Genomic DNA, 24,129 nt, shown 5'->3' on the forward strand with positions numbered 1-24,129 from the left:
AAACGCGCGAGGGCCCCTCCTCGGCCGGGGTCAGCGGTCGAGGGCGGCGCAGACGGCGTCAGCGACGCCGTCGGGGTCCTCGTGCTCCCAGAAGCGCAGCACCCGCCACCCCAGCCCGGTGAGGACGGCGTCGGCCCGGCGGTCGCGCGCGGCGTTGGCCGCCAGCTTCGCCGCCCACCACGCACCGTTCGTCTTCGGCAGGTGCCCGCACTCCGGGCAGCCGTGCCAAAGCACCCGTCGAGGAACACGACCAGCCGCCGGCCCTTCCACACGAGGTCGCCGCGGGCCCGCGTCTCGCGGCAGGGCCGCACGTCCACGCGGTAGCGGACGCCGCGGGCGTGCAGCCGCCGCCGCACGGCCATCTCGGGCCGGGTGTCGTGCCGGCCCTGCCGCCGGAAGCGCGCCGCCACGACCTCCGACGACGGCGCCGGCGCGGGGCCCGGCCCCGCCGTCGGGTCCGCCCTCCCGTGCACGCCGCCATGCTGCGCCTCCCCACCGACACGTCGGCACCGGGTCAGGTACGCCTACCCTTCGTGCCCGTGAGCGCGACGGCGGACCGGACGGCGGAGACGCCCGCGCCCCACACCACGACGCAGCGCTGGTCCCCCGTCGAGCTGGTCCCCCCGGCAGGGCTGGTGCTGCTCTGCGCGGTGCTGCTCTCCCCGGGTCACGGGCTCTGGTTCGACGAGGCGTTCTCCGCCGAGGTCGCCCGCCGCCCGCTCGCCGACATCACGCGTGCGATCACCACCGGTGAGGGCGTCACCGACTACCTCGCCGACGTCCCGCCCTCGTACAACGCGCCCTACTACCTCGTCGCCCACCTGTGGGTCTCGCTGCCCGGCCTGGGGGGCGACACGTCCCTGCGGGTGCTGTCGGTGCTGGCCACCGCCGGTGGCCTGGCGCTCGTCACGCGCGCGGTCACCCGGCTGGCGGGCCGGGCGGCCGGCGTCCTGGCCGGCCTCGTCCCCGCCACCGCCCCGCTGCTGCTCGAGCAGGCCGTGGAGGCCCGCAGCTACGGGCTCGCCGTCCTGGCCACCGGCGGGGCACTGCTGGGCCTGGCCCGGTGGCTGCAGGACGGGCGCGGGCTGCCGCTGTTCGGCCTCGCGGGCGCGGCGATGGGCCTGATGCACTGGTACGCCGTCACGGTGCTGGCCGCCTTCGTCGTCGCGGCGCTGCTGCTCCGCGGCCGCGCGGCCGTCCGGGTGGCCGTCGTCGGCGCGCTGGCCGCCCTGCCGGTCGGGGGCCTGATCGGGGTCAATCTGCTCAACGGCACCGGCGCGCGCAACGCCGAGCACCTGCGGGACACCGGCGGCACCCTGGCCGACCTCGCCGTCGAGGCGTGGGCCGGGGGCCGCACTCCCCTGCTCTACCTGACCGTCGGCCTCGCCGTGGTCGGCGCACTGCGCGGTGCCGGGATGCGGGTGGTCGGCGTCTGCTGGGTGCTCGTGCCGATGCTCCTCCTGCTGGCCGCCGAGACCGTCCGGCCGGTGTACCTGCCCCGCTACCTGCTGGCCGGGCTGCTCGGGCTCGGCGTCCTGGCCGCGGCCGGAGTGACCGCGCTGCCCCGCGGCGCGCGGACGCCGGTGGCCGCCGCACTGGTCGGCCTGTCCCTCGTGGCGAGCGCGCCGCTGGCCGTCCGGGAGCCGCGGGAGCGCTCCGACGACGTCGTCGCCCTCCTGCTGGAGGAGCAGCGCCCCGGTGAGCCGGTGGTGGCGGCCGACCAGCGCGCGGCGCTCGGGCTCGACCACTTCGTCCGCACCGAGGGACCCCGGCTGCGTCCCGACGTGGTCCTGCCGCCCGACGACGCCCCCGCCGACGCCGACCGCGTCTGGCTGGTCCGGCGCCTGATCGACGGGCAGCCGGTGCCCACCGACGACGACGCCGTCCTCACCGGCGCCGGCCTGTCCCTCACCCGGACCTGGGAGCTCCCGGCGTCGAAGACCGACCTGGTCGTCCAGCTCTGGACCGGCTGACCCGGCGCGTCACCGCCCAGGCCAGCGACCGCAGCGACTGCCGCAGCCGGGCGCGGCCGGTCCACGCGGAGACCCCCTCGGGCCGGCGGTCCCGCGCGACCGGCACGCTGGCCAGCGGGGTGCCGGTCAGGCCGGCCGCGAGCACGACGCTGGGCGCGGACCCGGCCAGCACCGCCGCCACGACGGCGTCGCGCACCGCGGGCCCGAGGGCGAGGAAGGCGCCGGCGTCGGGCGGCAGGCCGGTCAGCCGGGCGGCCACCCGCCGGTGCACCTCGCCGGTCACCCGCCGCACCGGCGACTCGTAGCGCCCCCGGCGGCCGGCGAAGACCGCGCCGACGTCGCCCCGGGCCAGCCGGTCGAGCAGGGCCGGCACCGCCTCCGGCGGGTCCTGCAGGTCGGCGTCCAGGCACACCCAGACGTCGGCGTCCTCGGCCTGCAGCCCGGTGGCCAGCGCCCGGTGCTGGCCGACGTTGACCTCCAGGGCGGTGACGGCCACCCGCGGATCGGCCGCCGCGAGCTCCCGCGCGACCGCGAGGCTGCCGTCGGGCGAGGCGTCGACCACCATCCGCAGCCGCCAGTCCCGGCCCGCGAGCGCCGCCGCCAGCCGCGCCGCCAGCGGCCGCAGCGTCGCCTGGTTGCCGTACACGGGGACGACGACGGCCACGCGGGGACCGCTCACCCCGCCTCCCACGTGCGCGCCAGCCCCTCCTCGAGGTCGACCGTCGGCTCCCACCCGAGCAGTGCACGCGCCGCGCGGGGGTCGCACACCCAGTCCGCGGTGTCCCAGTGCCGGCCCGGGTGGGCACCGGGCGCGGTGCCGATCGGCCGGCCGGTGACCCGTTCGGCGACGGCGACGAGCTCGGCCACCCCGGTCTGCACGCCGGTGCCGACGTTGAGCACGGCGCCGGAGGGGAGGTCGTCGGCGAGCGCGGCCCGCACGCAGGCGTCGACGACGTCCCCGACCCACACCCAGTCCCGCCGGCTGACCCCGGCCGGGAGGGGCACCGTCGCGCCGGTGCGCGCGGCGGCGAGCACGACCGGGACCAGCCGGGTCGGGTGGTCGCCGGGCCCGTACACCTGGAACGCGCGCAGCACCGTGGCCCGCACGCCCCGCTCGGCGGCGGACGCCTGCAGCAGCAGGGACCCGGCCGCCTTGGTGGCGCCGAAGAAGCCGCGGGGGCGCAGGGGGGCGTCCTCGTCCAGCGGTCGCTGCCCCGCGGCGTACTCGGTGGACGAGCCGAGGCGGACGACCGCGCGGCAGCGCCCGGGCAGGGCGTCGACCAGCCACGGACTGGTGTTGACCGCCACCGTGGCGGCGCGCTCGGCGGGGGTCGCCTTCGCGCGGCCGGCCGCCAGGGAGAAGACGACGTCGGGGTCGGCGGCCCGCACCGCGGCCGCGGCGGCGACCGGGTCGGCGAGGTCGACGTCGGCGCGGGTCAGCCCGGTGACGTCCCAGCCGTCGGCCCGCAGCCGCGCCACCAGGTGACCGCCGACGAATCCGCCGGCGCCGGTGACCAGCGCCCGGCCGCTCACGCCGGCTGGGCGACCCGGAGCCGGTCGACGGCCGCGGCACCCTCGACCGCCGCCACGAACCCCGCCCGCCGCTGCGCCGCGGTCCCCGCGTCGGCGCCGGACAGGTCGGCCAGCGCCGCGAGCAGCCGCGGCACCTCGACGGCAGGGTCGCGCCCGGCCATGTCCGCGGTGAACGAGCGGCGGAGGAAGGTGAAGTCGGTGCGCAACCGGACCAGCTCCGCGGCCAGCAGCATCCCGGGCACGGGGAACCCGCCGCCGGGCAGGGTCAGCCCGCCGACGCCGAAGGGCATCCCGACGGCGGCGCGGACGGCGTCGACGGTCCCGTCGACGAGGGGCCGGAACAGCTCCTGCGACCGCCGGTCGATGCGCAGGTCGTTGAGCCCGACGTAGATCCGCGACAGCGGCCGCCGGGCGAGGTCGGCGACCCGGTCGACGGCGTCCTGCGTCTCCACGAGGATGCCCAGCCCGCAGCGGCCGGCGACCAGGTCCAGCGCGCGGTCGACCTCCTCGGCCGTGCGCACCATCGGCAGCAGGACCTCGTCGGCCCCCGCCGCGACGGCGTCGGCCACCTCCCGCGCGGTCCACGGGCCGGCGGCGTTGACCCGGCACAGCAGCCGGCCGTCGGTGGCCGCCCGCATGCGGACGAGGTCCTCGAGGGTGTCGGCGTTGATCTGGGTGCCCTCGCCGGCCTGCCGGCGGTGCTTCCCGCGGCGTTCCCAGTCGACGACGATCCCGGCCGCGCCGGCCGCGACCACGTCGCGTCCCCAGGCGGGGTCCACGGTGAAGAGGAGGAGGTCCACGGGTCGTGAGCTTAGGCACACCTAACCCACCGCCTGCGTCCAGGTGTCCCCGGGCCGTCGCGGCGTCAGGCGGGTGCCGGGACCTCCGGACGGCCCACCGCCGGGGCGGCCGGGAACGGCACCGCCGCGCCCTGGACGGCGACGGTCACGTCGGACCCGGGAACCGGCAGGTCAGCGCCCTCGGCCCGCGCGCTGACCCGCAGCCCCGAGGACAGCTGCAGCTCGATCCGCGCGTCGTGTCCGTAGAAGTCCACCCCGCACACGCGCGCGGGGACCCCGGGACCGCCCGCCAGCCGCAGCTGCTCGGGGCGCAGCAGCACCCGGACGGGGCCGTCCGGACAGGGCCGGCCCAGGGCCAGCTCCCCCAGCTCGGAGGCCACGCGGCCGCCGGTGGCCACCCCGTCGAGGACCACGGCCTCCCCGACGAAGGCCGCCACGTCCAGGTCGCGGGGCTCGCGGTAGAGCGTCCGCGGGTCGGCGAGCTGGGCGAGGGCGCCGCTCCTCATGACCGCCACCTGGTCGGCGGTCGACAGCGCCTCGGCCTGGTCGTGGGTGACGAGCACGGCGGTCGCGCCCGTGGTCCGCAGCGCGTCCACGACGGCGCGGCGGGTGTCCTCCCGCAGCGCGGCGTCGAGGGAGGAGAACGGCTCGTCGAGCAGCACCAGCGACGGCTCGGGTGCCAGCGCACGCGCCAGCGCGACCCGCTGCTGCTGGCCGCCGGAGAGCTGGTGCGGCGCGCGGTCGGCGAGCGCGGCGTCGAGGCCCACCAGGGCGAGCAGCCCGGCGATCCGCGCTCGGTCCCGGCGCAGCCGGCGGGGCAGCCCGAAGGCGACGTTGCCGGCCACGCTCAGGTGCGGGAACAGCCCGCCCTCCTGCGGCACGAACCCGATGCCGCGCCGCCGGGCGGGCACCCCGCGGCCGGCGCCGGCCACCACCCGGCCGCCCAGCTCGACCGTGCCGGCGTCGGGGTCGTCGAAGCCGGCCACGATGCGCAGCAGCGTCGTCTTCCCGCAGCCGGAGGGACCCAGCAGCGCGGTCGTCGTCCCGGTGGGGACGTGCAGGTCCACCCCGGTGAGCACCGGGGTGCGGCCGTAGGACCTGGCCAGGCCGGTGACGGTCAGCGCGCTCATGTGGTCAGACCTCGTCGGACGTCACGGGAGGAGGGATCGCGGGAGAGGAGCACCGTGGCCGGTGCCGAGAGCAGGACCATGACGACGGCGTAGGGCGCGGCGGCGCCGTACTCCAGGGCGCTGCTGGCCGACCAGAACGCCGTCGCCAGGGTCTCGGTGCCGGTGGGTGCGAGCAGCAGCGTGGCGGTGAGCTCGGTGACCACCGCCAGGAACACCAGCGCCGCCCCCGCCCCGATCCCGGGGGCCAGCAGTGGCAGGGTCACCCGCCACAGCCGGGCCGGCGACGAGACGCCGAGGGAGGCCGCGACGTCGTCGTGCACCGGGGGCGACTGCTCGACCGCCGCGCGCACCGTGACGATCGCCCGGGGCAGGAAGAGGACGGCGTAGGCGGCCAGGAGCACCGGGACCGTCTGGTAGAGGCCCGGCAGCAGCCGGATGCTGACCGTCACGAGCGCGAGGGCCACGACGATCGCCGGCACCGCGCTGCCCAGGTAGGTGGTGCGCTCCAGCAGGGTGGCCAGCGGTCCCCGGCGGCGGACGGCGAGCCAGCCCGTCGGCAGGGCCAGCGCGGTGGTGACCGCCGCGGCCCCGGCGGCGAGGGCGAGCGTCGTCCCGGTGGTGGTGGCCAGGGCCGCCCAGTCGACCCGCGCCGAGGTGCCGGTCGCGAACCAGGACACCAGCGCGGCGAGCGGCACCAGCAGCGACAGCCCGACCACCGTCGCCAGGGCCACCAGGGCGGGACCGGTGAGCAGCCCGAGGCGGACCGGGCGCGGCGACCGGGCGGCACCGGCCCCGGTGCGGGCGTAGCCGCGGGCACCGCGCAGCCGGATCTCGGCCAGGAGCAGCACGAGGCACAGCAGCACGAGGACCCCGGCCAGCATGGTGGCGGCCGGGCCGTTGAACGTGGCCCGGTACTGGTCGTAGACGGCCGTGGTGAAGGTCGGGTAGCGCAGCATCGCCAGGGCGCCGAACTCGGCGAGCACGTGCAGCGCGACCAGCAGGGCCCCGCCGAGCACGGCCACCCGGAGCTGGGGCAGCTGCACCCGCCGGAAGACCGCCCAGCTGGACAGGCCCAGGCCCCGGGCGGTCTCCTCCAGCGCCGGGTCCAGGCCGCGGAAGGCGGCGACCGCGGGCAGGTAGACGAACGGCGCGTAGGCCAGCGACACCACGAGGAGGGCGCCGCCGTAGGTGTCCAGCCCGGGCAGCAGGGAGATCCACGCCGAGCTGCTGACGAAGGCCGGCAGGGCCAGGGGCGCGACGAGCAGCACGTGCCACACCCGGCGGCCGGGCAGGGCCGTGCGCTCCACGAGCCAGGCCGCGCCCACGCCGAGCACCGTGCACACGGCGACGGCACCGGCCACCAGCCGGAGGGTGTTGCCCAGGAGGTCGGCCACCCGCCGCCGGAACACCAGCTCCGCGACCCCGCTCCAGCCGACGTCGACCGCGGCCACCACGATGTGCGCCAGGGGCAGCAGCGCGAGTGCCGCCACGGCGACGGCCAGCAGGACCGTCACCGGCGAGCGGCGCACCGCGGGCGCGCGCCGACCCCGCGACGCCGGCGCAGCCGGGGTCGCGGGACCGGGGGGAGCGGAGGGCGGGACGAGGCTCAGAGCAGTCCCACCTCCTGCATGAGCTCGGTGACCCGGTCCTGGTCGAGGGAGCCGGGGTCGACGGCCGGCGCGCCCAGGCCGTCCAGCGGGGGCAGCGCCTCGGCCGAGGCGACGCCCGTGCCGACCGCGTACTCCAGCGCCGTGCTCTCGGCCAGCTGCTCCTGCGCCTCGCGTCCGGTCAGCCAGGCGACCAGCCGCTGCGCGTCCTCGGGCTGGTCGGAGGACGCGAGGACGCCGGCGCCGGAGACGCTGAGGAAGGCGCCCGCGTCCTGTCCGCCGAAGAAGTGCAGCCGCGCGTCGTCGCCCTTGAGGCCGCCCTCGGCCTGGTCGCGGTACCAGTAGTAGTGGTACATGACGCCGGCGTCGATCTCGCCCTCGTCGGCGGCCACCATGACCGCGCTGTTGCTCTGGTAGACGCCGGCGTTGCGCTCCAGGCCCTCCAGCCACGCCCGGGTGGCCTCCTCGCCCTGCAGCGCCAGGACCGCGGCGACGATCGCCTGGAAGTCCGCCCCGCCGGCGGCGATGCCGATGCGGCCTTCCCACGCCGGGTCGGCAAGCTCCAGGATCGAGGCCGGCAGCTCGTCCTCGGCCAGCGCGGTCGGGTCGTAGACGAGCACGGTGGACCGGGCGGCGAACCCGGTCCAGGTGCCCGACGACGGCCGGAACTGCTCGCTGACCTGGTCGAGCGTCGCCCGGTCCAGCGGCGCCAGCAGCCCCTCCCGGTCGAGCACGGCGATCGACGGGCTGTTCTCGGTGAGGAAGACGTCGGCCGGTGAGGCCTCGCCCTCCTGCACGATCTGGTTGGCGAGCTCGGCGTCGTTGCCGTCGCGGAACTCCACCTCGATGCCGGTCTCCTCGGTGAATCCCTCGAGCATCGTGCGCACGAGGCTCTCGTGCTGGGCGCTGTAGACGGTGAGCGTGTCGGCGTCGAAGGCCCCCGCGCTCCCACAGCCGGCCAGCGCACCGGCGAGGCAGACGGCGGTGAGAGCGGCAGCGCTCACCCGGGCGGGCCTGGTCACGGGTCCTCCAAGAGACGTCGACGACTGTCCTGGCAGCCCAGGGTAGGCACACCTAAACAGACGCGTGGCGGCGCGGGCGCCGATGAGTCCCCGCCCCCCGGCCGGTCCGGTCTGTCGGACCCGTGCGGCACCGTGCGGGCCCCCGACTCGGGAGGCAGGGGGTGGGGCACGTGACGGCGTACGTCGGAGATGCGGCGCCGGCCGGTGGACGGACGCCCGGCGGCGACAGCGAGGTCCTGGCGATCGAGGCCGTGGGCCTGGTCAAGCGCTTCGGCGGCACGACCGCCGTGGCCGGCGTCGACCTGAGGATCCCGCGGGGCGGCGTGCACGGCTTCCTCGGCCCCAACGGCGCGGGCAAGACGACGACGATCCGCATGCTGGCCACCCTGCTGCCGCCCGACGGCGGGTCGGCGCGGGTCTTCGGCCACGACGTCGTCACCGACGCCGCCGCCGTCCGCGCGCGGGTCAGCCTGACCGGCCAGTTCGCCTCCCTGGACGAGATGCTCAGCGGCGCGGAGAACCTGCTCCTGCTCGCCCGGCTGCTCGGCTACTCCCGGGCCGCCGCCCGCCAGCGCACCGACCAGCTGCTGGCCGCCTTCGGCCTCACCGAGGCGGCCGGCAAGCAGGTCAGGAATTACTCCGGCGGCATGCGGCGGCGCATCGACATCGCCGCGAGCATCGTCGTCCGGCCCGACCTGATCTTCCTCGACGAGCCCACCACCGGCCTGGACCCGCGCAGCCGCAACCAGGTGTGGGACGTCATCCGCGCGCTCGTCCGCGGCGGGACGACGGTCCTGCTCACCACCCAGTACCTCGACGAGGCCGACCAGCTCGCCGACCGCATCTCCGTCATCGACGCCGGCCGGGTGATCGCCGAGGGCACGCCCGGCCGGCTCAAGGCGTCGGTGGGGTCGGGCACGCTGCACGTGCGCGTGGCCGACCCCGGCCACCGCGGCGCCGCCCGGGAGCTGCTCGAGCGGGTCCTCGCCGTCCCGGTGACCGAGGACGGTGACCCCGCGGCCCTCACCGCCGCGGTGCAGGACGGCGCGCCCGCGGCCCGGGCGCTCACCGCGCTGGAGACCGCCGGCATCCCGCTGGCCCAGTTCGCCCTCGGGCAGCCGAGCCTCGACGAGGTCTTCCTCGCCCTGACCGGCCGGCCCGCCGACAGCACCGGCACGCCCGCTCCGGAGGACCCGCGATGACCGCCACCTCGACCGCGCCCGCCACCACCGAGGCCGCCGCACCGGACACCGACGCGGTCCTCGCGGCCCTCGGGTCGGCCGACCGCCCGACGCCGCAGGGACCGCTCGCCGCGTCGGCGACCTTCGGCTGGCGGACGCTGCTGAGGATCAAGTACGTCCCCGAGCAGCTGTTCGACGTCACCGTCTTCCCGGTGATGCTCACGCTGATCTTCACGTACCTGTTCGGCGGCGCCCTGGCCGGCTCGGTGGACCGCTACCTGCAGTTCTTCCTGCCGGGCATCCTCGTGCAGAGCATCCTCATGATCACGATGTACACCGGGGTGGCACTCAACACCGACATCGAGAAGGGCGTCTTCGACCGCATCCGCTCGCTGCCGGTCTGGCGGCCCAGCGCGCTGGTCGGCGCGCTGCTCGGCGACGTCGTCCGTTTCACCCTCGCCTCGGCCGTGGTGCTCGGGCTGGGCCTGGTGCTGGGTTCCGGCCGCAGGGCGGGCCGGCGGGCGTGCTCGCCGCGGTGGCGCTGCTGCTGGTCTTCGCCTTCGCGCTCGGCTGGATCTGGACCTTCCTGGCGCTCGTGGTGCGCACGCCGAACGCGGTGATGGGCTGGAGCATGCTGGTCATCACGCCGCTGACCTTCGGCAGCAACATCTACGTCGACCCGGCCACGATGCCCGGCTGGCTGCAGGCCGTCGTCGGGGTCAACCCGGTCAGCCACCTGGTGAGCGCGGTGCGCGGACTGGTGCACGGCGAGGTCGCCGGCTCCGACGTCGTCCTGGTGCTGGTGTGGGCGGCCGCGCTGGTCGCCGTCGTCGGCCCGCTGACGATGCGCCGCTACCGCACGCGGATCTGACGTCGGCTAGAACGGTGCGGTGCCCGCCGCCCAGCCGACCCTGCGCACCGCCCGCTTCGCCGACCTGACCCCGTTCGAGGTCTACGCCCTGTGCCGGCTGCGGGTCGACGTCTTCGTGGTCGAGCAGCAGTGCCCGTATCCCGAGCTCGACGGCCGCGATCCCGAGCCGGCGACGCTGCACCTGTGGTTCGAGGAGGACGGCGAGGTCCTCGCCACCATCCGGGTCCTCGACGACGGCGAGACGCGGGCGATCGGCCGGGTGGCCACCGCCGTGCCCGCCCGCGGGCGCGGACTGGCCGCCCGGCTGGTGGAGGAGGGCATCCGGCTGTGCGAGGGGTGGCCGGTCACGCTCGGCGCCCAGGCGCACCTGCAGGGCTGGTACGAGCGTTTCGGCTTCCGGCTCAGCGGTCCCGGCTACGTGGAGGACGGCATCCCGCACGTGCCGATGCGCCACGAGCCGGCATAGGAGCCGTCAGGCCACAGCCCTCAGGCCACAGCCCTCAGCCCTCAGCCCTCACGCCATGGTCGCGGGGCCGAGGTCGGCGGCACCGAAGGCGGCGTCGAAACGGTCGCACCAGATGACGACGCTGGTGTACCCGGTGGGGTCGACACCGGCCGGCACGACGTAGTTCTGGTCGCCGACGTTGCCCTTGAGCGGGCCGAGGTCGACGAACTGCTCGTCGAAGGCCGCCTCCTCGCCCGTCGCCGGGTTCTGTGACAGGTAGACGTGGAGCGCCGGGCCGTTGGAGGTCTCGAAGCCCTCGAGCCGGACGACGACCTGCCCGTCGGGCAGCCGGACCACCCGCGCGGTGCCGAAGGTCTCGTGCTCGCGGGAGACGAACGTGCCGGCGGCGAGGTCGACCGGCTCCGGCGGCGCCACGGTGATCACCGCTCCCCCGCCGTCGGCGGCCGGGGTCTCCCCCGCGGCGGCCGTCGGGAGGCTCTCGTCGACCCGGTCGTCGTAGAACAGCTTCTGCGGCTGGAACCAGATCAGCGTGACGGCGGCCAGCGCCACCACCACGACAGCTGCCGCCGTCCAGATCCAGGTCCTCCGCCGCGTCGCCACGGCGGCGGACCATAGCCGCGGTCCCGCCGTCCGTGGGGCTTCCTGGGCGTGGGGAGTGCGAGGGCGGGTACCGCCCGCCGCATGGCAGACGACGCGGCACCCGGCGGGTTCGCCGGACGGCTCGGGGCGACGGTGGAGGACACCGGCGACGGCGAGGCGACGCTGGGCTTCGAGGTCCGCGACGAACACCTCAACCCCGCGGGGACCCTGCACGGCGGCGTCGTCGCCACCCTCGTCGACACCGTCATGGGGCAGGCCGTGCGCACCACCACCGGCGAGGGCGAGGTGCCCGCCACCAGCCAGCTCACGGTGACCTACCTGCGCCCGGGCAAGCCCGGCCGGCTCGAGGTGCGCGGGCGGGTGCGCACCCGCGGCGAGCACCTGACCATCTGCGAGGCCGACGTCGAGCAGGAGGGCCGGGGCCTCGCGCACGCCGTCGCGACCTTCGCCCTCCTCGACCGCTAGGCCGCCCCGGAACGCACGAGCGCCCCACCGGCGGTGCCGGCGGGGCGCTCGGAGTGCCTCGGACGGGCCGAGGTCAGACCGGCTCGACGCAGTAGACCGTGCCGTCGCCGGAGTCCCCGCCGCGCCAGACCGCCTGCACGGCGTTCTCGAACTCGGTGCACGGGATGTAGTCGGTGTCGTAGAACTCCGACTCCGTCACCTCCTCGCCCTCGACGCCGACGACGCGCAGCGTCGCCTCGGAGTCGTCGCAGTCGACGGTGTCGTACGAGCTGGCGCCCTCCTGCTTCATGCAGTCGCCGACCTCGGGGGCGCCGAAGTCGGCGAGCCGGAACGCGGCGATCCCGCCGGCGACGGCGACCGCCGCGACGATGCTGCCGATCTTCCGGCCCTTGCCGGGCTTGCCGGCCGGCGCCGGGGCCGGGCCGCCGAACGGGCCCGGCTGACCGGGCTGACCCGGCTGGCCGGGACCGAACGGGCCGGGCTGACCGGACGCGGGCTGCCCGGGCTGGGGCTGGCCGAAGCCGGGCTGGGGCGGACCCCAGGCACCGGGCTGACCCGGCTGCGGGTGACCGCCCGCCGGCGGCTGCCACGCGCCCGCCGGAGTGGCCCCTGCCGGCCCGGCGCCCGACGGAGCACCGCCGGGGTACGGGGCGCCCTGCGGCGGAACGGGCTGGCCGGGGTGCGGGCCCCCGGCCGGCGGCTGGGTGCCGGGCTGTCCCGGGTCGGTCATGTCGTGCTCCTCGGTGCTCCGAGCGGTGCCAGGGCGGCATCCGGTCCGGCGGGCACCCTCACACACGACGTCCGTGCTGGTCAGGAGGACGCGGCGCGACCTCCCCCTCGCGGGTCAGGTCGCGAGCAGGGCGGATCCGGGCGGGTCGACGACCACGGACACGGCCGGACCGGCGCCGCCGGCGTTGTCGTCGTCCCCGTCGTCGTCCTCGGGGGCGCACTGGCTGACCAGCAGGATGATCGCGAAGACCAGGACGATCAGGCCGGCGAAGGTGCCGAGGAGCACCGCGCGGCCGCGCTCGGGCCGCATCTGCATCCCCCGCCGAGCGTCGTCGGGGTCGGGCGGACGGGCGGCCTCGGACATGGCGGGACTCCTCGGGTCGACGGGGTGGACGGCGCGTCGGGCGCCCCCTCCGACACATGCCCAGCCGCCCCGGCGTTACGCCTGTGGCGCACATCCGGATCGCACACAACGGGATGTCCCGGCCCGCGGCGCAGGAGAGGACGATCGGGGCATGACCACAGCCACCTGGAACGGCACCGTCATCGCCGAGTCCGACGACATCGTCACCGTCGAGGGCAACGCCTACTTCCCGCGCGCGTCGGTGCGCGAGGACGTGCTGCGCCCGTCGTCGAAGCACACCACCTGCCCCTGGAAGGGCGAGGCGTCCTACTTCTCGCTCGAGGTCGACGGGCAGACCAACCCCGACGCCGTCTGGTACTACCCGGAGCCGAAGGACGCGGCGAAGGAGATCACCGACCGGGTCGCCTTCTGGCGGGGCGTCGAGGTCCGGTGACGGCGAGGGCCCGGCCGCCGCGGCGGCCGGGCCCGAGGGGATCGAGGAGCTAGGCGCCGGGGCGGGCGCCGGCGAGCTCGCGGGCCGAGGCGGCCTCGTCGGGTGCGAGAGCAGCCGTGCGCTCCTGCCGCTCGATCGCGCGGTGGTAGGCGGCCCACGCCTCGTCCGGCGTCAGGTCGAGCGCGGTGGCGATCTGCTCCCAGCTGGCGCCGCCGCGCAGGGCCGCGCGGAAACCGACCAGCTGGCTGTCGTGGGCCTTGCGGGCGATGACCTCACCGAGCGCGAGGAGCTCCAGGGACTCGGGCACGTCGAGGGAGGTGCCGCCGTCGAGCAGCGAGCTCCAGTCGTCGTCGTCGCGGTCGGCGACGGTGTTGAGGGTCGTCGCCCCGGAGTCCCGCCGGCTCAGGAAGTCCAGGCGGGTGGCGGCCGTCTGGAGGGAGAACTCCTGCTCCAGGGTCTCGGGAGTGATCTGCATTCGTCCACCTTCCCCGAGGTGTCCGACGGTGGCGACCCGTTGCGACGGGGATCTCCCCGCAACGCGGAGGGCCCGCACCCGGTGCGGGTGCGGGCCCTCCGGAGAGTGGCGGACGTCAGCTGTCGACGCCGACGGCCTCCTTGGCCACCTCGGCGAGGGCGACCTGGGCGGCGCTGATGACGCTCGACCGGTTCTTGTGGGTCTCCTCGTACCGGATGATCACGCGGATGTCGTGCGGCTTGCGCAGGGCCTTGGCGGCCTTGGCGGCATCCGGCGTCGACAGCGAGTCGAAGCCCTTGATCGGCAGCTCGTCGGCGGAGACGTCACCGAGCTCCTCGCGGGCGGCCCGCGCGGTGTCGGCGGCCTCGCGGTTGCCCTCGCGGCGGGCGATGCGCTCGGCCCGGCGCAGGGCGGCGCTGCGGCCGACGGTGAGGGTCTCCCGGACGGCGTCGGTGAGGGTGCCGGCGCGGTCGGCGACCTGGCCGATCTCCTCGCCGACCCGCTGACGGCGCTGCTGGGCGGTGTCCAGCGCCTCGTTCACCCGGTTGGCGACGAAGCGGTACGGGGCGTTGGCGGCACGCGCGGCGACGCCGGCGACCGTCTGGAACGGGGTGGGCTGCAGCGCGGCGGGACCGCCCAGCGCCTCCTCGGCCAGCACGACGGTCAGCCACTCGACGGTGGCCTCGTGCGCCCGGATGAGGCCCTCGGCGAGGCGCTCGACCTTGGTGATCCCGGCCGCCTGGCCCAGGACCTTGAGGTAGGTGGCGCGGTCGAGCAGCTGGTGCTCGAGGGTGAGGTCCTGCAGCAGGGCCTCCTCGAGGGGCTCGGCCTGCTCGAAGGTGGCCTTGAGGACGGCGGCCAGCCGGCCGACGGCCGGGGTCACGACGTCGGGCACGCCACCGAGCTCGCGCAGCTCGGCGGTGATGAGGCGGGTGCGCTCCATGGCGTTGTCGGCGTTCTGCGTCAGCTCACGGCGGACGGCGTCGGTCCGGGCCTGGGAGACGCGGGTACGGGCGACCTGCTCCTCGGTCTGGGTGAGCAGCACGAGCGCGCGGAGCTGGTTGACGATCTTGGCGTGGGTGGTGTCGGTCACGGTGGAGACTCCAGGGATCGGGGATGACCTGTCCTCTCCTGAGTGCCCCGCCCGTCCCGACTGCTAACTCCTGCAAGCGCTTTGCTAGCGGTGAGGTCGGTCACGCCGTGTCGACCCGTCGACTCCTCGACGGGCCGACACGGCGACCGCCGCTCAGCCCCGCGGCGCCATCGGGGGCACCGGCGGCCGGCGCCGGGTCTCCAGCCGCAGCACCGGCTGGGTCAGCTGCGACAGCGCGGCGCAGCGGGCACAGACCGGGCCCGGGTGGGTCTGGACGGCGCAGGTGTCACACGGCACGCGGGTCTCCTCGCTCGGGAGTCCGGAGGGACTCGGGAGGCAGACCCTGTCACCCGCGTGTCACGTTCCCGCTGCGGATGGGACGCGTGGGACGTCTCGTCAGCGATCCGTCACCTGCGCGGGCCCCGCGGACCACCGCGGACGGCGGCGCACCACCGTCGTCGCCACGGGGCGGGACGAGGGGGTGCAGCCACAGGGCTGACCGGAACAGCGGTGCGCGGTGCTCACGGGGACCTCCCGGGATCGGTGGCCGCCGAGGGTGACACCCCCGGCGGCGGAGCGCGAGATCCGGCGCGCCGGTGGGACGAGACGTCACGCGATCGACCCACCGCGTTCCCCCGACCGTTGGAGGAACAGGTGGCGAACCCCAGCCCACGTCCTCCACGCCGCCGGATGTCGACTCGCCGTCGCCTCGGGAGTCCTGGGACGACCGCAGGTCGACACCGGGCGGGGGGCGCGCCGCGGTCAGGTGGCCAGGAGGGCGGCCAGCCGGTCGAGGAACGGGACCTGGCCCTTCACCAACTTGCCCCGCGCCTCGTCGACGCCGAACCAGGCGGCGCGGTCGATCTCGGGGAACTCCTGCACCCGCCCCGACCGCGGCGGCCACTCGAGCTCGAAGGTGTTGCTGACGGCGGCGGCCGCGTCGAGATCGCCCTCGGCGGCCCACACGGTCAGCACCTTCGCGCCGGCCCGCAGCTCACCGAGCGGGACGAGGTCGGACGCCGGCACGGGACTGCCGAGCTCCTCCTCGAACTCCCGGTGCGCGATGGCGAGCGGCTCCTCGCCGTCCCCGTACTCGCCCTTCGGCACCGACCAGGCGCCGTCGTCCTTGCGGGCCCAGAACGGCCCGCCCATGTGGCCGAGCAGGACCTCGACCGCTCCCCCGGCGCCGCGCCGGTACAGCAGCACCCCCGCGCTCCGCCTCGGCACCGGATCAGCCTGTCACGGGCAGCGCGGCTCCCGGTCGCCGTGGCCGCGGCCGTGTCCGCGTCCGGGCCGCTCGTCGCACGTCGGTGCGGGCTCGGGCGCCGGCCGGCTCGGCGCGGCCGCCGGCGGGATCGGCGAGGGCGCCGCCGACGGGACGGCGACCGGCACCTCGGCCACCGGCCCGGGCGCGACGGTCACCGGTAGCGGGGACGACGGAGCCGCCGGGGACGACGACGGCGTCGACGGGTCCGGGGACGCCGGCCGCGCGACCGGGTCGGTCGTCCCCGCCGCGGTCGGCAGGGCCGGCGCGGCGCCGTCTCCGGGACTGGGGACCGCCGGCGCGACCAGCACCGCCAGGCCGCCGACGGCCAGCACCAGCGCGAGCGCTGCCAGCACCCACAGGCGGCGGAACCCCGGCAGCGCGGCCCGGTGCCGCGACCGGACGGGCAGCCGCTCGGTGTCCAGCCCGTCGGCGAGGAGTCCGTCGAGGAGCGGCTCGGGAGCGGTGCGCATCGGGCCGAACGTACGCAAGCAGAGCCCCCCGTTCCGGCCAGCGACCCGCCTCCGCCGACCCGCCCGGCAACGTCTCGGCGCTCCCGTCACACCCGCCCCAGACGCTCCACCGGGATGACCGGACCGGTCCGTCCGGACCGGTAGACAGGTCGCCATGAGCACCACGGACACCCGCCCGCATCCGCACGACGGTGTCCGGGCGGCCGTGGCGATCGCGGCCACCGGCACGCCGGTGCTCTCCTACGCCCTCGCGCACAACCGCGTCCCGGTGGTGTCGCGACTGGCGTTCACCAACCACGGCGCGGCCGTCCGCGGCGCCACGGTGCGCCTGGGTGTCCAGGACGCCGAGGGTCCCATCGGCAGCCCGGTCGAGCTCCTGGTCGACCTCGACGCCGGCGCCACGACCGTGCTCAGCGACGTCGGCCTGGTCATGGACCCCGCCGCGATGCTGCAGATCGAGGAGCAGCGGCCCGGCTCGATCGAGATCGACGTCGCCGTCGACGGCGCGGACGTCGCCGGCACCGCCCTGCCGGTGCAGGTGCTCGCCGCCAGCCAGTGGCTGGCCACCCCCGTGCCGCTGGCGCTGGAGATGCTCGCCGCGCACGTCCTGCCCAACCACCCCGCGGTGACCGCGCTGCTGGCCGAGGCCGCCGCGCTGATCGAGGAGCGCACCGACGACCCGTCGGTGCAGGGCTACCAGGCCGGTCCCGAGCGGGTCGACCAGATCGTCGCGGCGATCGCCGACGCCATGCGCGCCCGCGGCATCCGCTACAGCGAGCCCCCGGCCGGCTGGGCCGACATCGGCCAGAAGGTGCGCACCCCCGGCGACGTCCTCGACGGCCGGGTCGGCACCTGCCTGGACACCGTCGTCGTGCTGGCCGCCGCGCTGGAGGCCGCCGGGGTCCGGCCGCTGCTCTGGGTGGCGGAGGGGCACTCCTTCCTCGGCTACTGGCGCGAGGAGCGCAGCGCCGAGAGCGCGGCCACCACCGACGTCGCGCCGCTGGTCGACCTGGTCGACCTCGGCCTGGTGCGGCTGGTGGAGACGACGCTGCTCACCAGCCGGGCCGCCGAGGAACCCGACGCCGAGCGGCTGCACCGCGCCGCCTACGACGCGTGGCTGCCCGGCGCGCTGGAGCGGGTGGTCGGCGTGACCGACGTCCACCGCGCCCGGCGCGACGGCATCCTGCCGCTGCCCGCCCGCACCCGCGGCCCGGACGGCTCGGTGCAGGTCATCGAGTACCACCCCGCCGACTCCGACCCCGCGACCCGCCCGGCCGGCCGGCACGCCGCCCCGGTCCCGGGCAGCCGCCCCGGCGTGCCGCCGCGCGTGCAGCAGTGGAAGAACAGCCTGCTCGACCTGAGCCTGCGCAACAGGCTGATCAACTACACCGAGGGCGCCGGCCTGCCGCTGGTCGTCCCCGACGCCTACCTCGCCTCCCTCGCCGACCAGCTCACCGGTGACGTCGCCGTCACCCTGCTGCCCAGCGACCGGCTGGCCGCCGTCCAGGTCGAGCGCGGCCTGCGCTCGGCGCGCGAGCTGCCGGTCGGGCTGCTCGGCGAGACGCTGGTCGACTCCCGGTCGGTGCACGCCGACGTCACCGAGGGCGGCTACCTGCCGCGGCTGCGGGGGCTCGCCCACCGCGCCCGCACCGTCCGCGAGGAGACCGGCGCCAACAACCTCTACGTCGCGATCGGCAGCCTCGCCTGGGAGCTCGACGGCCGGCCGCTGCGCTCGCCGCTGGTGCTGCTGCCCGTCGTCCTCTCCCCCGCCGGCCGCTCCGGCGCCTACCGCCTCACCGCCGACGACGCCGCCTCCGTCAGCCCCAACTGGTGCCTGCTGGAGAAGCTGCGCCAGGTGCACGGCCTGACCGTCCCGGGCCTGATGACGACGGGCACGGACGGCGAGGGCACCGACGTCGACACCGCACTCACCGTGGTGCGCCAGGCGCTGGCCGACGCCGAGCTGCCCTTCCGCGTCGAGGCCACCGCCGACCTCGCCGTCCTGCAGTTCGCCAAGTACCGGCTGTGGCGGGACCTCGACGAGCACTGGGCCGAGCTCACCGCCAACCCGCTGGTGCACCACCTCGTGCACGCCCCGGCCGAGTCCTTCGCCGACCCGGTGCCGGCTGCGGTCGCCGACGTCGACCTCGACGAGCTGGCCGCCCGCTGCCCCGTCCCGGCCGACGCCTCGCAGCTGCGCGCGGTGGCCGAGGGGGTCGCCGGCCGCACGTTCGTGCTCGAGGGCCCGCCCGGCACCGGCAAGTCGCAGACCATCACCAACCTGCTCACCCGCGCGGTCGCCGACGGCAAGCGCGTGCTGTTCGTGGCCGAGAAGCGGGCCGCGCTCGACGTCGTCGCCCGGCGGCTCGAGGCGGTGGGCATGGGCCCGTTCGTCCTCGACCTGCACGACCGCGGCGCCCGCGCCGCCGAGGTGCGGGCGCGGGTGCGCGCGGCGCTGGACCACGCGGTCGCCGTCGACGAACAGGGCCTGGCCGCCGACGGCGACGACCTGCGCGCCGCCCGGCGGACGCTGGCCCGCTACACCGACCGGCTGCACGCCCTGAACGCCGCGGGCCTGTCCTACTACTCGGCGCGGACCGCGCAGCTCGCGCTCGGCGACGACGTCCCGCAGCTGCCGGTGCCGCAGCCCTTCGCCGCCGCCGCGCCTGCCGCGACGCTGGCCGGGGTGCGCCGGGCGCTGGCGCTGCTGCCCGACGTCGCCGACCTGGTCCGCCCCTCCCCGCGGCACCCGTGGGCCTTCGTCGACACGTCCCGGGTGGACCTGCCCGCCGCCCAGCGGGTCACCGCCGAGGTCGACACCGCGATGCGCGCGCTGCCGGCCGAGGAGCACCTCGCGCGGGCGCTGCGGGAGGTGCGCACCCCGGGCGACCTCGACGACCTCGCGCACCTGCTGTCCGGTCCCGCCGTCGGCCTCGACGTCCTCGACGAGGTGCCCACCGAGCGCTGGACGACCGCGACGACGACGGTGCTCGGCGAGGTGGCGGCCTTCGCCTCGACCGTGCACCCGGGACTGGAGCTGGCGACCCCGGAGGCGCTCGCGCTGCCCCTGGCCGACCTCTACGTCGCCGCGCAGACCGCGCAGGCCGCCCGCTGGTGGACCCGCCGGCAGGGGCTGCGCGCGGTGCGCGCACAGCTGGCGCCGGTGCTGCGCCCGGGCGGAACGGTCAAGCTGCGTGACCTCCCGGAGCTCACCGCCTCGCTGTGGCGGCTGCAGACCGCCGCCGCCGCCCTCGCCGCCCGCGCCTCGGTCATCCCCGGCCTGTCGGTGCCCGAGGGCTGGAACCCGCTGCTGCACCCGGCGCTGCTCGACGGGCAGGTGGCCTGGCTGCGCCGCGCCGGCACCGTCGTGGACAGCGCGCGCGAGTTCGCCGTCGCGCTGCGCCGCTACGTCGTCGCGGGGCCCGGGCCGGACGCCGGCGCCGCGGCGGCCGTCGCCCGGCTGCGCGACGGGCTCGACGAGCTGCTGTCCGTCTGCCGCAGCACCCCGGCCGCGCTGGCCGCCTGGTGCGGCGGCGACGGCGTGGTGCTGCGCTGGGCGCTGACCCGGCCCGAGCGCGGCGTCGAGCACGGCGGGCTGATCTCGCTGCGCCGCTGGGCGGAGTTCCTCGACACCCTCGAGCCGCTGCGCGCGGCCGGGCTGACCGAGGCCCGCGCCGAGCTGGTGTCCGGCCGGCTGCCGGCCGAGGACGCGTCGCGCGCCCTCGAGCACGGCCTGGCCGCGGCCTCCTCCGCCGAGCGCCGCGCCGCCACCGGCCTGGACGGCTTCGACGAGGCCGCGCACAGCCGGGCGATCACCCGCTTCACCGCGGCCTCCCGGGCGGTGCGCCGGCACCTCACCTCGGCGCTGCCCGCCTCGGTGCTGGCCGGCCGCCAGCTCGAGGACGCTGACGGCCGCCTCGGTGCCCTGCAGCGCGAGCTCGGCCGCTCCCGCAAGGGCATGAGCGTGCGCGCGCTGCTGGCGCAGTACGGCGACCTGGTCACCGCGGTCATGCCGTGCGTCCTGGTCAGCCCCGACTCGGTGGCGCGCTTCTTCCCCGCGAAGGCCGGTCAGTTCGACCTGGTCGTGTTCGACGAGGCCTCGCAGATCCGCGTGGCCGACGCCGTCGGCGCGCTGGGCCGGGCGAGGGCGGCCGTGGTGGTCGGCGACAGCGAGCAGATGCCGCCCACGTCGTTCGCCGAGCCGGCCACCGCCGTCGACGACGAGCTCGCCGAGCTGCTCGGCACCGCCGTCGAGGACGAGGAGTCGATCCTCTCGGAGTGCGTGCAGGCCCGGGTGCCGCGGCACTGGCTGTCGTGGCACTACCGCAGCCAGGACGAGTCACTGATCGCCTTCAGCAACGCGCACTACTACGAGAACCGGCTGTCGTCGTTCCCGGCGCCCACGCACGGGCGTCCCTCGGCCGACGTCGACGGCCGCGGCATCTCGCTGGTGCGCGTGCAGGGCACCTTCCACCGCTCCGGCGCCGGCCGGCTGCTGCGCACCAACCCGCTGGAGGCCAAGGCCGTCGTCGCGGAGGTCCGCCGCCGCTTCGACGCCTCCCCGGACGCGGTGCCCTCGATCGGCGTGGTCACCTTCAACGCCCAGCAGCGGGCCTCCATCGAGTCGCTGCTGCGCGACGCCGGCGACGAGCGGCTGGCCGAGGCGCTGGACCGCATCGACGGTGAGGGCCTGTTCGTCAAGAACCTGGAGAACGTGCAGGGCGACGAGCGCGACGTCGTGCTGTTCTCCACCGGCTTCAGCGCCGACGACCGCGGCGTGCTGCCGCTGAACTTCGGCCCGCTCAACCGGGTGGGCGGCGAGCGCCGGCTCAACGTGGCGATCACCCGCGCCCGCCGTCAGGTCGTCGTCTTCTCGTCGTTCGACCCGTCGGCGCTGCGGGCCGAGCAGACCTCGTCGCTGGGCATCAAGCACCTGCGCGCCTACCTCGACCTGGCCGCGCTCGGCACCGACGCGCTGCCCCGCGAGGCGCGGCGGTCGACCGTGCCCGACCGGCACCGCGAGGAGATCGCCGCGGCGCTGCGCTCCCGCGGGCTCGCGGTGCGCACCGACGTCGGCCTCTCGGGGTTCCGCGTCGACCTGTCCGTGGCACACGCCGACGACCCGGGGACGCCGGTCATGGCCGTGCTGCTCGACGGGCCCGACTGGGCGCGGCGGCGCACCGTCGGCGACCGCGACGGGCTGCTGGTCGAGGTGCTCTCCGGGATGCTCGGCTGGCCGGTGGTGGAGCGGGTGTGGCTGCCCTCGTGGCTGCGCGACCGCGACGCCGTGCTCGACCGCCTGACCGCGGCGGTGGCCGCGGTGACCGCGCCGGTGGATGCTCCCCCGGCCCTCGCTCCGGCCGTCGTCGCCGAGCTCCCCGTCATCGAGCTCCCCGTCGCCGTCGAGCCCGTGGTCGTCGAGCCCGTGGTCGCGGAGCTCGTCGAGGACACCGTCGAGGAGCCCGCTGCCCGGGGGCTGCCGACGCTGCGGTCGGTGGTGTCGGCCGCCGTCACCGCGCTGCCAGTGCCGCGGCACCAGCCCGTCGACGCCCCGGTGGTGACCACGCCCGTGACGCCGGTCCCGCTGACCGTCGTCCCCGACCTGGCCGAGGACCCGGCCGAGGACCCCGCCGGGGAGCCAGCGGAGGAGCCGGTGCCGGTGCGCCGTGCTGCCGCCGGACTGGAGGGCGAGCTGCGGTTCCGCCCGTGGGCGCCCAAGCCCGCCGGTGACCGCAAGGTCCTCGACGCCCTCGCCGACCCGCGCAACGCCCGCCTGGTCAAGCGGGTGCTGACCGCCGGGCTCAAGGCGGAGGGGCCGGTGCACCGCGACCGCCTGGTGCGCCTGGCCGCCGGCGCCTTCGGGCTCACCCGGGTGACCGAGGCCCGGCGCGACGCGCTGCTGGCCCTGCTGCCCGACGGCGCCGTCGACGGCGAGATCGTCTGGCCCGAGGCGCTGGACCGGGAGACCTGGACGGCCTTCCGCCGCCAGGCCGCGAGCGGCGTGCGCCCGCTGGAGCAGGTGCCGGTGCCGGAGGTCGGCAACGCGATGGCAGCCCTGTGCCGCGCCGGCGGGCCGCTGACGCAGGACGAGCTCCTCCTGCGCACCGCCGAGGTGTTCGGCTACCGCCGCCGCACGCCGTCGCTGGCCCCGCTGCTGGCCGAGGCGCTGGCGCGGGTCACCGCTGCGGGCCGGGTGACCGTCGGCGACGACGGCCGGCTCACCGCCTGACCGACCTGTCCTGCGGACGGTCGTGCTCTGCCCACAACTGTGGGCAGAGCACGACCGTCCGCGGAACACCCCTGGCCGCCCGGGGAGACTGGAGCACCGTGAGCACCGCCGGGACGATCCACCCGACCACCGACTTCGCCGCCGACGTGCGCGACGCCGTCGACCGGCTCGCCGGGGTCGCCGAGCGCACGCCGCTGCAGCGCAACCAGCGGCTGTCCGACCTCACCGGCGCCGACGTGTGGCTCAAGCGCGAGGACCTGCAGGTCGGCCGCTCCTACAAGGTCCGCGGCGCCTACAACACGATCAGCCGCCTCGACGACGCCGCCCGCGCCGCCGGCGTCGTCTGCGCCAGCGCCGGCAACCACGGCCAGGGTGTCGCGTACGCGTGCCGGGCGCTCGGCGTGCGGGGAGCGGTCTTCGTGCCCGGGACGACGCCGCGGCAGAAGCGCGCCCGCATCCGGGCGCTCGGCGGGGACACGGTCGAGCTGGTCGTCACCGGCGACACCTACGACGACGCCGCGGCCGCGGCCGCCGTGCACGCTGCCACGACCGGCGCCACGCTCGTGCCCGCGTTCGACGCGTGGCCGGTCGTCGTCGGGCAGGCCACCGTCGCCGTCGAGGTGCTCGAGCAGCTCGGCGGCCGCACGCCCGACGTCGTCGTCCTGCCGGTGGGCGGCGGCGGGCTGCTGGCCGGGTGCGGCACCTGGTTGGCGCAGGCCAGCCCCGGCACCCGGCTGGTCGGTGTGGAGCCCGCGGGCGCGGCCAGCATGGCCGCCGCGCTGGCCGCCGGGCACCCGGTCGAGCTGTCGGTGATCGACACGTTCGTCGACGGCGCCGCCGTCCGGCGGGCAGGGGCGGTCACCCTGCCGCTGGTGCGCGACTCCGACGCCGAGGTGCTGGCCGTGCCCGAGGGTCAGATCTGCACCGAGATGCTCGAGCTGTACCAGGTCGACGGGATCATCGCCGAGCCCGCCGGGGCCCTGGCCACCGCGGCGCTGACCGGCGGCACCGTGCGGGTCGAGCCGGGCTCGACGGTGGTCTGCCTGCTCTCGGGCGGCAACAACGACGTCAGCCGCTACGCCGAGGTCGTCGAGCGCTCGCTGGTGCACCAGGGGCTCAAGCACTACTTCCTCGTCGAGTTCCCCCAGGAGCCCGGTGCGCTGCGCCGCTTCCTCGACGACGTGCTCGGTCCCGACGACGACATCGTGCTGTTCGAGTACGTCAAGCGGGACAACCGCGAGACCGGCGCCGCGCTCACCGGCATCGAGCTCGGCAGCGCCGCGAGCCTGCCGGGCCTGCTCGACCGGACCGCGGCGAGCCCGCTGCGCATCCAGCACCTCCACCCCGACTCACCGGCCTACCGCTACCTCGTCCGCGGCGGCACGTTCGGCTGAGGCCCGGACGCGGACTCGGACGCGGGC

The 24,129-nt window shown here is 76.5% G+C and carries 24 protein-coding genes and 1 pseudogene; 9 read left to right on the plus strand and 16 right to left on the minus strand.

Annotated elements, in window-relative coordinates; genetic code table 11:
• Positions 1-30: 30 nt before the first annotated feature.
• Together BM414_RS30995 and BM414_RS31860 are read right to left on the minus strand one after the other, a co-directional pair.
• Positions 31-234 carry a DUF559 domain-containing protein gene (locus tag BM414_RS30995; RefSeq protein WP_245784861.1) on the minus strand — a complete coding sequence of 68 codons (204 nt, stop codon included), beginning with the start codon at positions 232-234 and terminating at the stop codon, positions 31-33.
• Between the two features lie 53 nt (positions 235-287).
• A pseudogene (locus BM414_RS31860) lies at positions 288-362 on the minus strand (hypothetical protein); the annotation flags it as partial.
• 177 nt (positions 363-539) lie between these two features.
• Between BM414_RS31860 and BM414_RS20310 the strand changes: the two are divergent.
• Positions 540-1,973, plus strand: coding sequence for a glycosyltransferase family 39 protein (locus BM414_RS20310; RefSeq protein ID WP_245784862.1), 1,434 nt, complete (start codon positions 540-542; stop codon positions 1,971-1,973).
• On the opposite strand, the gene BM414_RS20315 is transcribed toward BM414_RS20310, so the two are convergent.
• The 6 genes from BM414_RS20315 to BM414_RS20340 all read right to left on the minus strand — a co-directional run bounded on the left by BM414_RS20315 (position 1,909) and on the right by BM414_RS20340 (position 8,065).
• Positions 1,909-2,652, minus strand: a complete 744-nt coding sequence (locus BM414_RS20315) for a glycosyltransferase (protein WP_245784863.1) — start codon at positions 2,650-2,652, stop codon at positions 1,909-1,911. The genes BM414_RS20310 and BM414_RS20315 overlap by 65 nt on opposite strands.
• Positions 2,649-3,506 carry an NAD-dependent epimerase/dehydratase family protein gene (locus BM414_RS20320; protein ID WP_093582361.1) on the minus strand — a complete coding sequence of 286 codons (858 nt, stop codon included), beginning with the start codon at positions 3,504-3,506 and terminating at the stop codon, positions 2,649-2,651. Before BM414_RS20320 ends, BM414_RS20315 begins: the two co-directional genes overlap by 4 nt.
• Positions 3,503-4,306 carry an aldolase/citrate lyase family protein gene (locus BM414_RS20325; protein ID WP_093582363.1) on the minus strand — a complete coding sequence of 268 codons (804 nt, stop codon included), beginning with the start codon at positions 4,304-4,306 and terminating at the stop codon, positions 3,503-3,505. Before BM414_RS20325 ends, BM414_RS20320 begins: the two co-directional genes overlap by 4 nt.
• Before the next feature lie 65 nt (positions 4,307-4,371).
• On the minus strand, positions 4,372-5,436 hold the full coding sequence (locus BM414_RS20330; protein ID WP_093582365.1) for an ABC transporter ATP-binding protein: 1,065 nt from the start codon (positions 5,434-5,436) through the stop codon (positions 4,372-4,374).
• On the minus strand, positions 5,433-6,950 hold the full coding sequence (locus tag BM414_RS20335; protein ID WP_093582459.1) for an ABC transporter permease: 1,518 nt from the start codon (positions 6,948-6,950) through the stop codon (positions 5,433-5,435). The genes BM414_RS20330 and BM414_RS20335 overlap by 4 nt, the downstream gene beginning before the upstream one ends.
• Before the next feature lie 92 nt (positions 6,951-7,042).
• Positions 7,043-8,065, minus strand: a complete 1,023-nt coding sequence (locus BM414_RS20340; RefSeq protein ID WP_093582367.1) for an iron ABC transporter substrate-binding protein — start codon at positions 8,063-8,065, stop codon at positions 7,043-7,045.
• A 170-nt stretch (positions 8,066-8,235) separates the two neighbouring features.
• On the opposite strand from BM414_RS20340, the gene BM414_RS20345 reads away from it, so the two are divergent.
• From BM414_RS20345 to BM414_RS20355, 4 genes are read left to right on the plus strand one after another with little or no spacing between them, the layout of a single operon-like run.
• Positions 8,236-9,267: an ATP-binding cassette domain-containing protein gene (locus tag BM414_RS20345; protein ID WP_245784864.1), complete on the plus strand. Its 1,032-nt coding sequence runs from the start codon at positions 8,236-8,238 to the stop codon at positions 9,265-9,267.
• A complete protein-coding gene (locus BM414_RS20350; RefSeq protein ID WP_342716282.1) occupies positions 9,264-9,866 on the plus strand; it encodes an ABC transporter permease in 603 nt (200 codons plus the stop codon). The genes BM414_RS20345 and BM414_RS20350 overlap by 4 nt, the downstream gene beginning before the upstream one ends.
• Complete coding sequence (locus BM414_RS31655; protein ID WP_342716284.1) at positions 9,782-10,117, plus strand: ABC transporter permease; 336 nt, start codon at positions 9,782-9,784, stop codon at positions 10,115-10,117. Before BM414_RS20350 ends, BM414_RS31655 begins: the two co-directional genes overlap by 85 nt.
• 19 nt (positions 10,118-10,136) lie before the next feature.
• The gene (locus BM414_RS20355) at positions 10,137-10,583 is read left to right on the plus strand and encodes a GNAT family N-acetyltransferase (RefSeq protein WP_175551707.1); all 447 of its coding nucleotides are present in this window, start codon (positions 10,137-10,139) and stop codon (positions 10,581-10,583) included.
• 48 nt (positions 10,584-10,631) lie between these two features.
• Here BM414_RS20355 and BM414_RS20360 read toward each other — a convergent pair whose 3' ends face one another.
• A complete protein-coding gene (locus BM414_RS20360) occupies positions 10,632-11,183 on the minus strand; it encodes a DM13 domain-containing protein (protein WP_093582369.1) in 552 nt (183 codons plus the stop codon).
• An 81-nt stretch (positions 11,184-11,264) separates the two neighbouring features.
• On the opposite strand from BM414_RS20360, the gene BM414_RS20365 reads away from it, so the two are divergent.
• A complete protein-coding gene (locus tag BM414_RS20365; RefSeq protein WP_093582371.1) occupies positions 11,265-11,648 on the plus strand; it encodes a PaaI family thioesterase in 384 nt (127 codons plus the stop codon).
• 73 nt (positions 11,649-11,721) lie between these two features.
• Here BM414_RS20365 and BM414_RS28585 read toward each other — a convergent pair whose 3' ends face one another.
• Together BM414_RS28585 and BM414_RS20375 are read right to left on the minus strand one after the other, a co-directional pair.
• On the minus strand, positions 11,722-12,378 hold the full coding sequence (locus tag BM414_RS28585) for an LppU/SCO3897 family protein (protein WP_139245963.1): 657 nt from the start codon (positions 12,376-12,378) through the stop codon (positions 11,722-11,724).
• Positions 12,379-12,492: 114 nt separating this feature from the next.
• Positions 12,493-12,741 carry a hypothetical protein gene (locus BM414_RS20375; RefSeq protein WP_093582373.1) on the minus strand — a complete coding sequence of 83 codons (249 nt, stop codon included), beginning with the start codon at positions 12,739-12,741 and terminating at the stop codon, positions 12,493-12,495.
• A gap of 151 nt (positions 12,742-12,892) precedes the next feature.
• On the opposite strand from BM414_RS20375, the gene BM414_RS20380 reads away from it, so the two are divergent.
• The gene (locus tag BM414_RS20380; protein WP_093582375.1) at positions 12,893-13,174 is read left to right on the plus strand and encodes a DUF427 domain-containing protein; all 282 of its coding nucleotides are present in this window, start codon (positions 12,893-12,895) and stop codon (positions 13,172-13,174) included.
• A 49-nt stretch (positions 13,175-13,223) separates the two neighbouring features.
• Here the strand turns inward: BM414_RS20380 and BM414_RS20385 are convergent, their stop codons facing one another.
• The 5 genes from BM414_RS20385 to BM414_RS20400 all read right to left on the minus strand — a co-directional run bounded on the left by BM414_RS20385 (position 13,224) and on the right by BM414_RS20400 (position 16,479).
• A complete protein-coding gene (locus BM414_RS20385; RefSeq protein WP_093582377.1) occupies positions 13,224-13,649 on the minus strand; it encodes a hypothetical protein in 426 nt (141 codons plus the stop codon).
• A 115-nt stretch (positions 13,650-13,764) separates the two neighbouring features.
• Positions 13,765-14,742, minus strand: a complete 978-nt coding sequence (locus tag BM414_RS20390) for a hypothetical protein (protein ID WP_093582378.1) — start codon at positions 14,740-14,742, stop codon at positions 13,765-13,767.
• A 153-nt stretch (positions 14,743-14,895) separates the two neighbouring features.
• Entirely contained in the window at positions 14,896-15,039 is a 144-nt protein-coding gene (locus tag BM414_RS29550; RefSeq protein ID WP_175551708.1) for a hypothetical protein, read from the minus strand.
• Between the two features lie 465 nt (positions 15,040-15,504).
• Complete coding sequence (locus BM414_RS20395; protein WP_093582380.1) at positions 15,505-15,969, minus strand: NUDIX hydrolase; 465 nt, start codon at positions 15,967-15,969, stop codon at positions 15,505-15,507.
• Between the two features lie 12 nt (positions 15,970-15,981).
• Positions 15,982-16,479, minus strand: a complete 498-nt coding sequence (locus BM414_RS20400) for a hypothetical protein (protein WP_093582382.1) — start codon at positions 16,477-16,479, stop codon at positions 15,982-15,984.
• Between the two features lie 154 nt (positions 16,480-16,633).
• On the opposite strand from BM414_RS20400, the gene BM414_RS20405 reads away from it, so the two are divergent.
• Together BM414_RS20405 and ilvA are read left to right on the plus strand one after the other, a co-directional pair.
• Positions 16,634-22,708, plus strand: a complete 6,075-nt coding sequence (locus BM414_RS20405) for a DUF4011 domain-containing protein (RefSeq protein WP_093582384.1) — start codon at positions 16,634-16,636, stop codon at positions 22,706-22,708.
• A gap of 98 nt (positions 22,709-22,806) precedes the next feature.
• Positions 22,807-24,102 (plus strand): threonine ammonia-lyase IlvA, encoded by a 1,296-nt coding sequence (ilvA, locus tag BM414_RS20410; protein ID WP_245784865.1) that lies wholly within the window; start codon positions 22,807-22,809, stop codon positions 24,100-24,102.
• Positions 24,103-24,129: the final 27 nt, after the last annotated feature.

The sequence above is a fragment of the Geodermatophilus amargosae genome (assembly GCF_900116515.1).
Lineage (GTDB): Bacteria > Actinomycetota > Actinomycetes > Mycobacteriales > Geodermatophilaceae > Geodermatophilus > Geodermatophilus amargosae.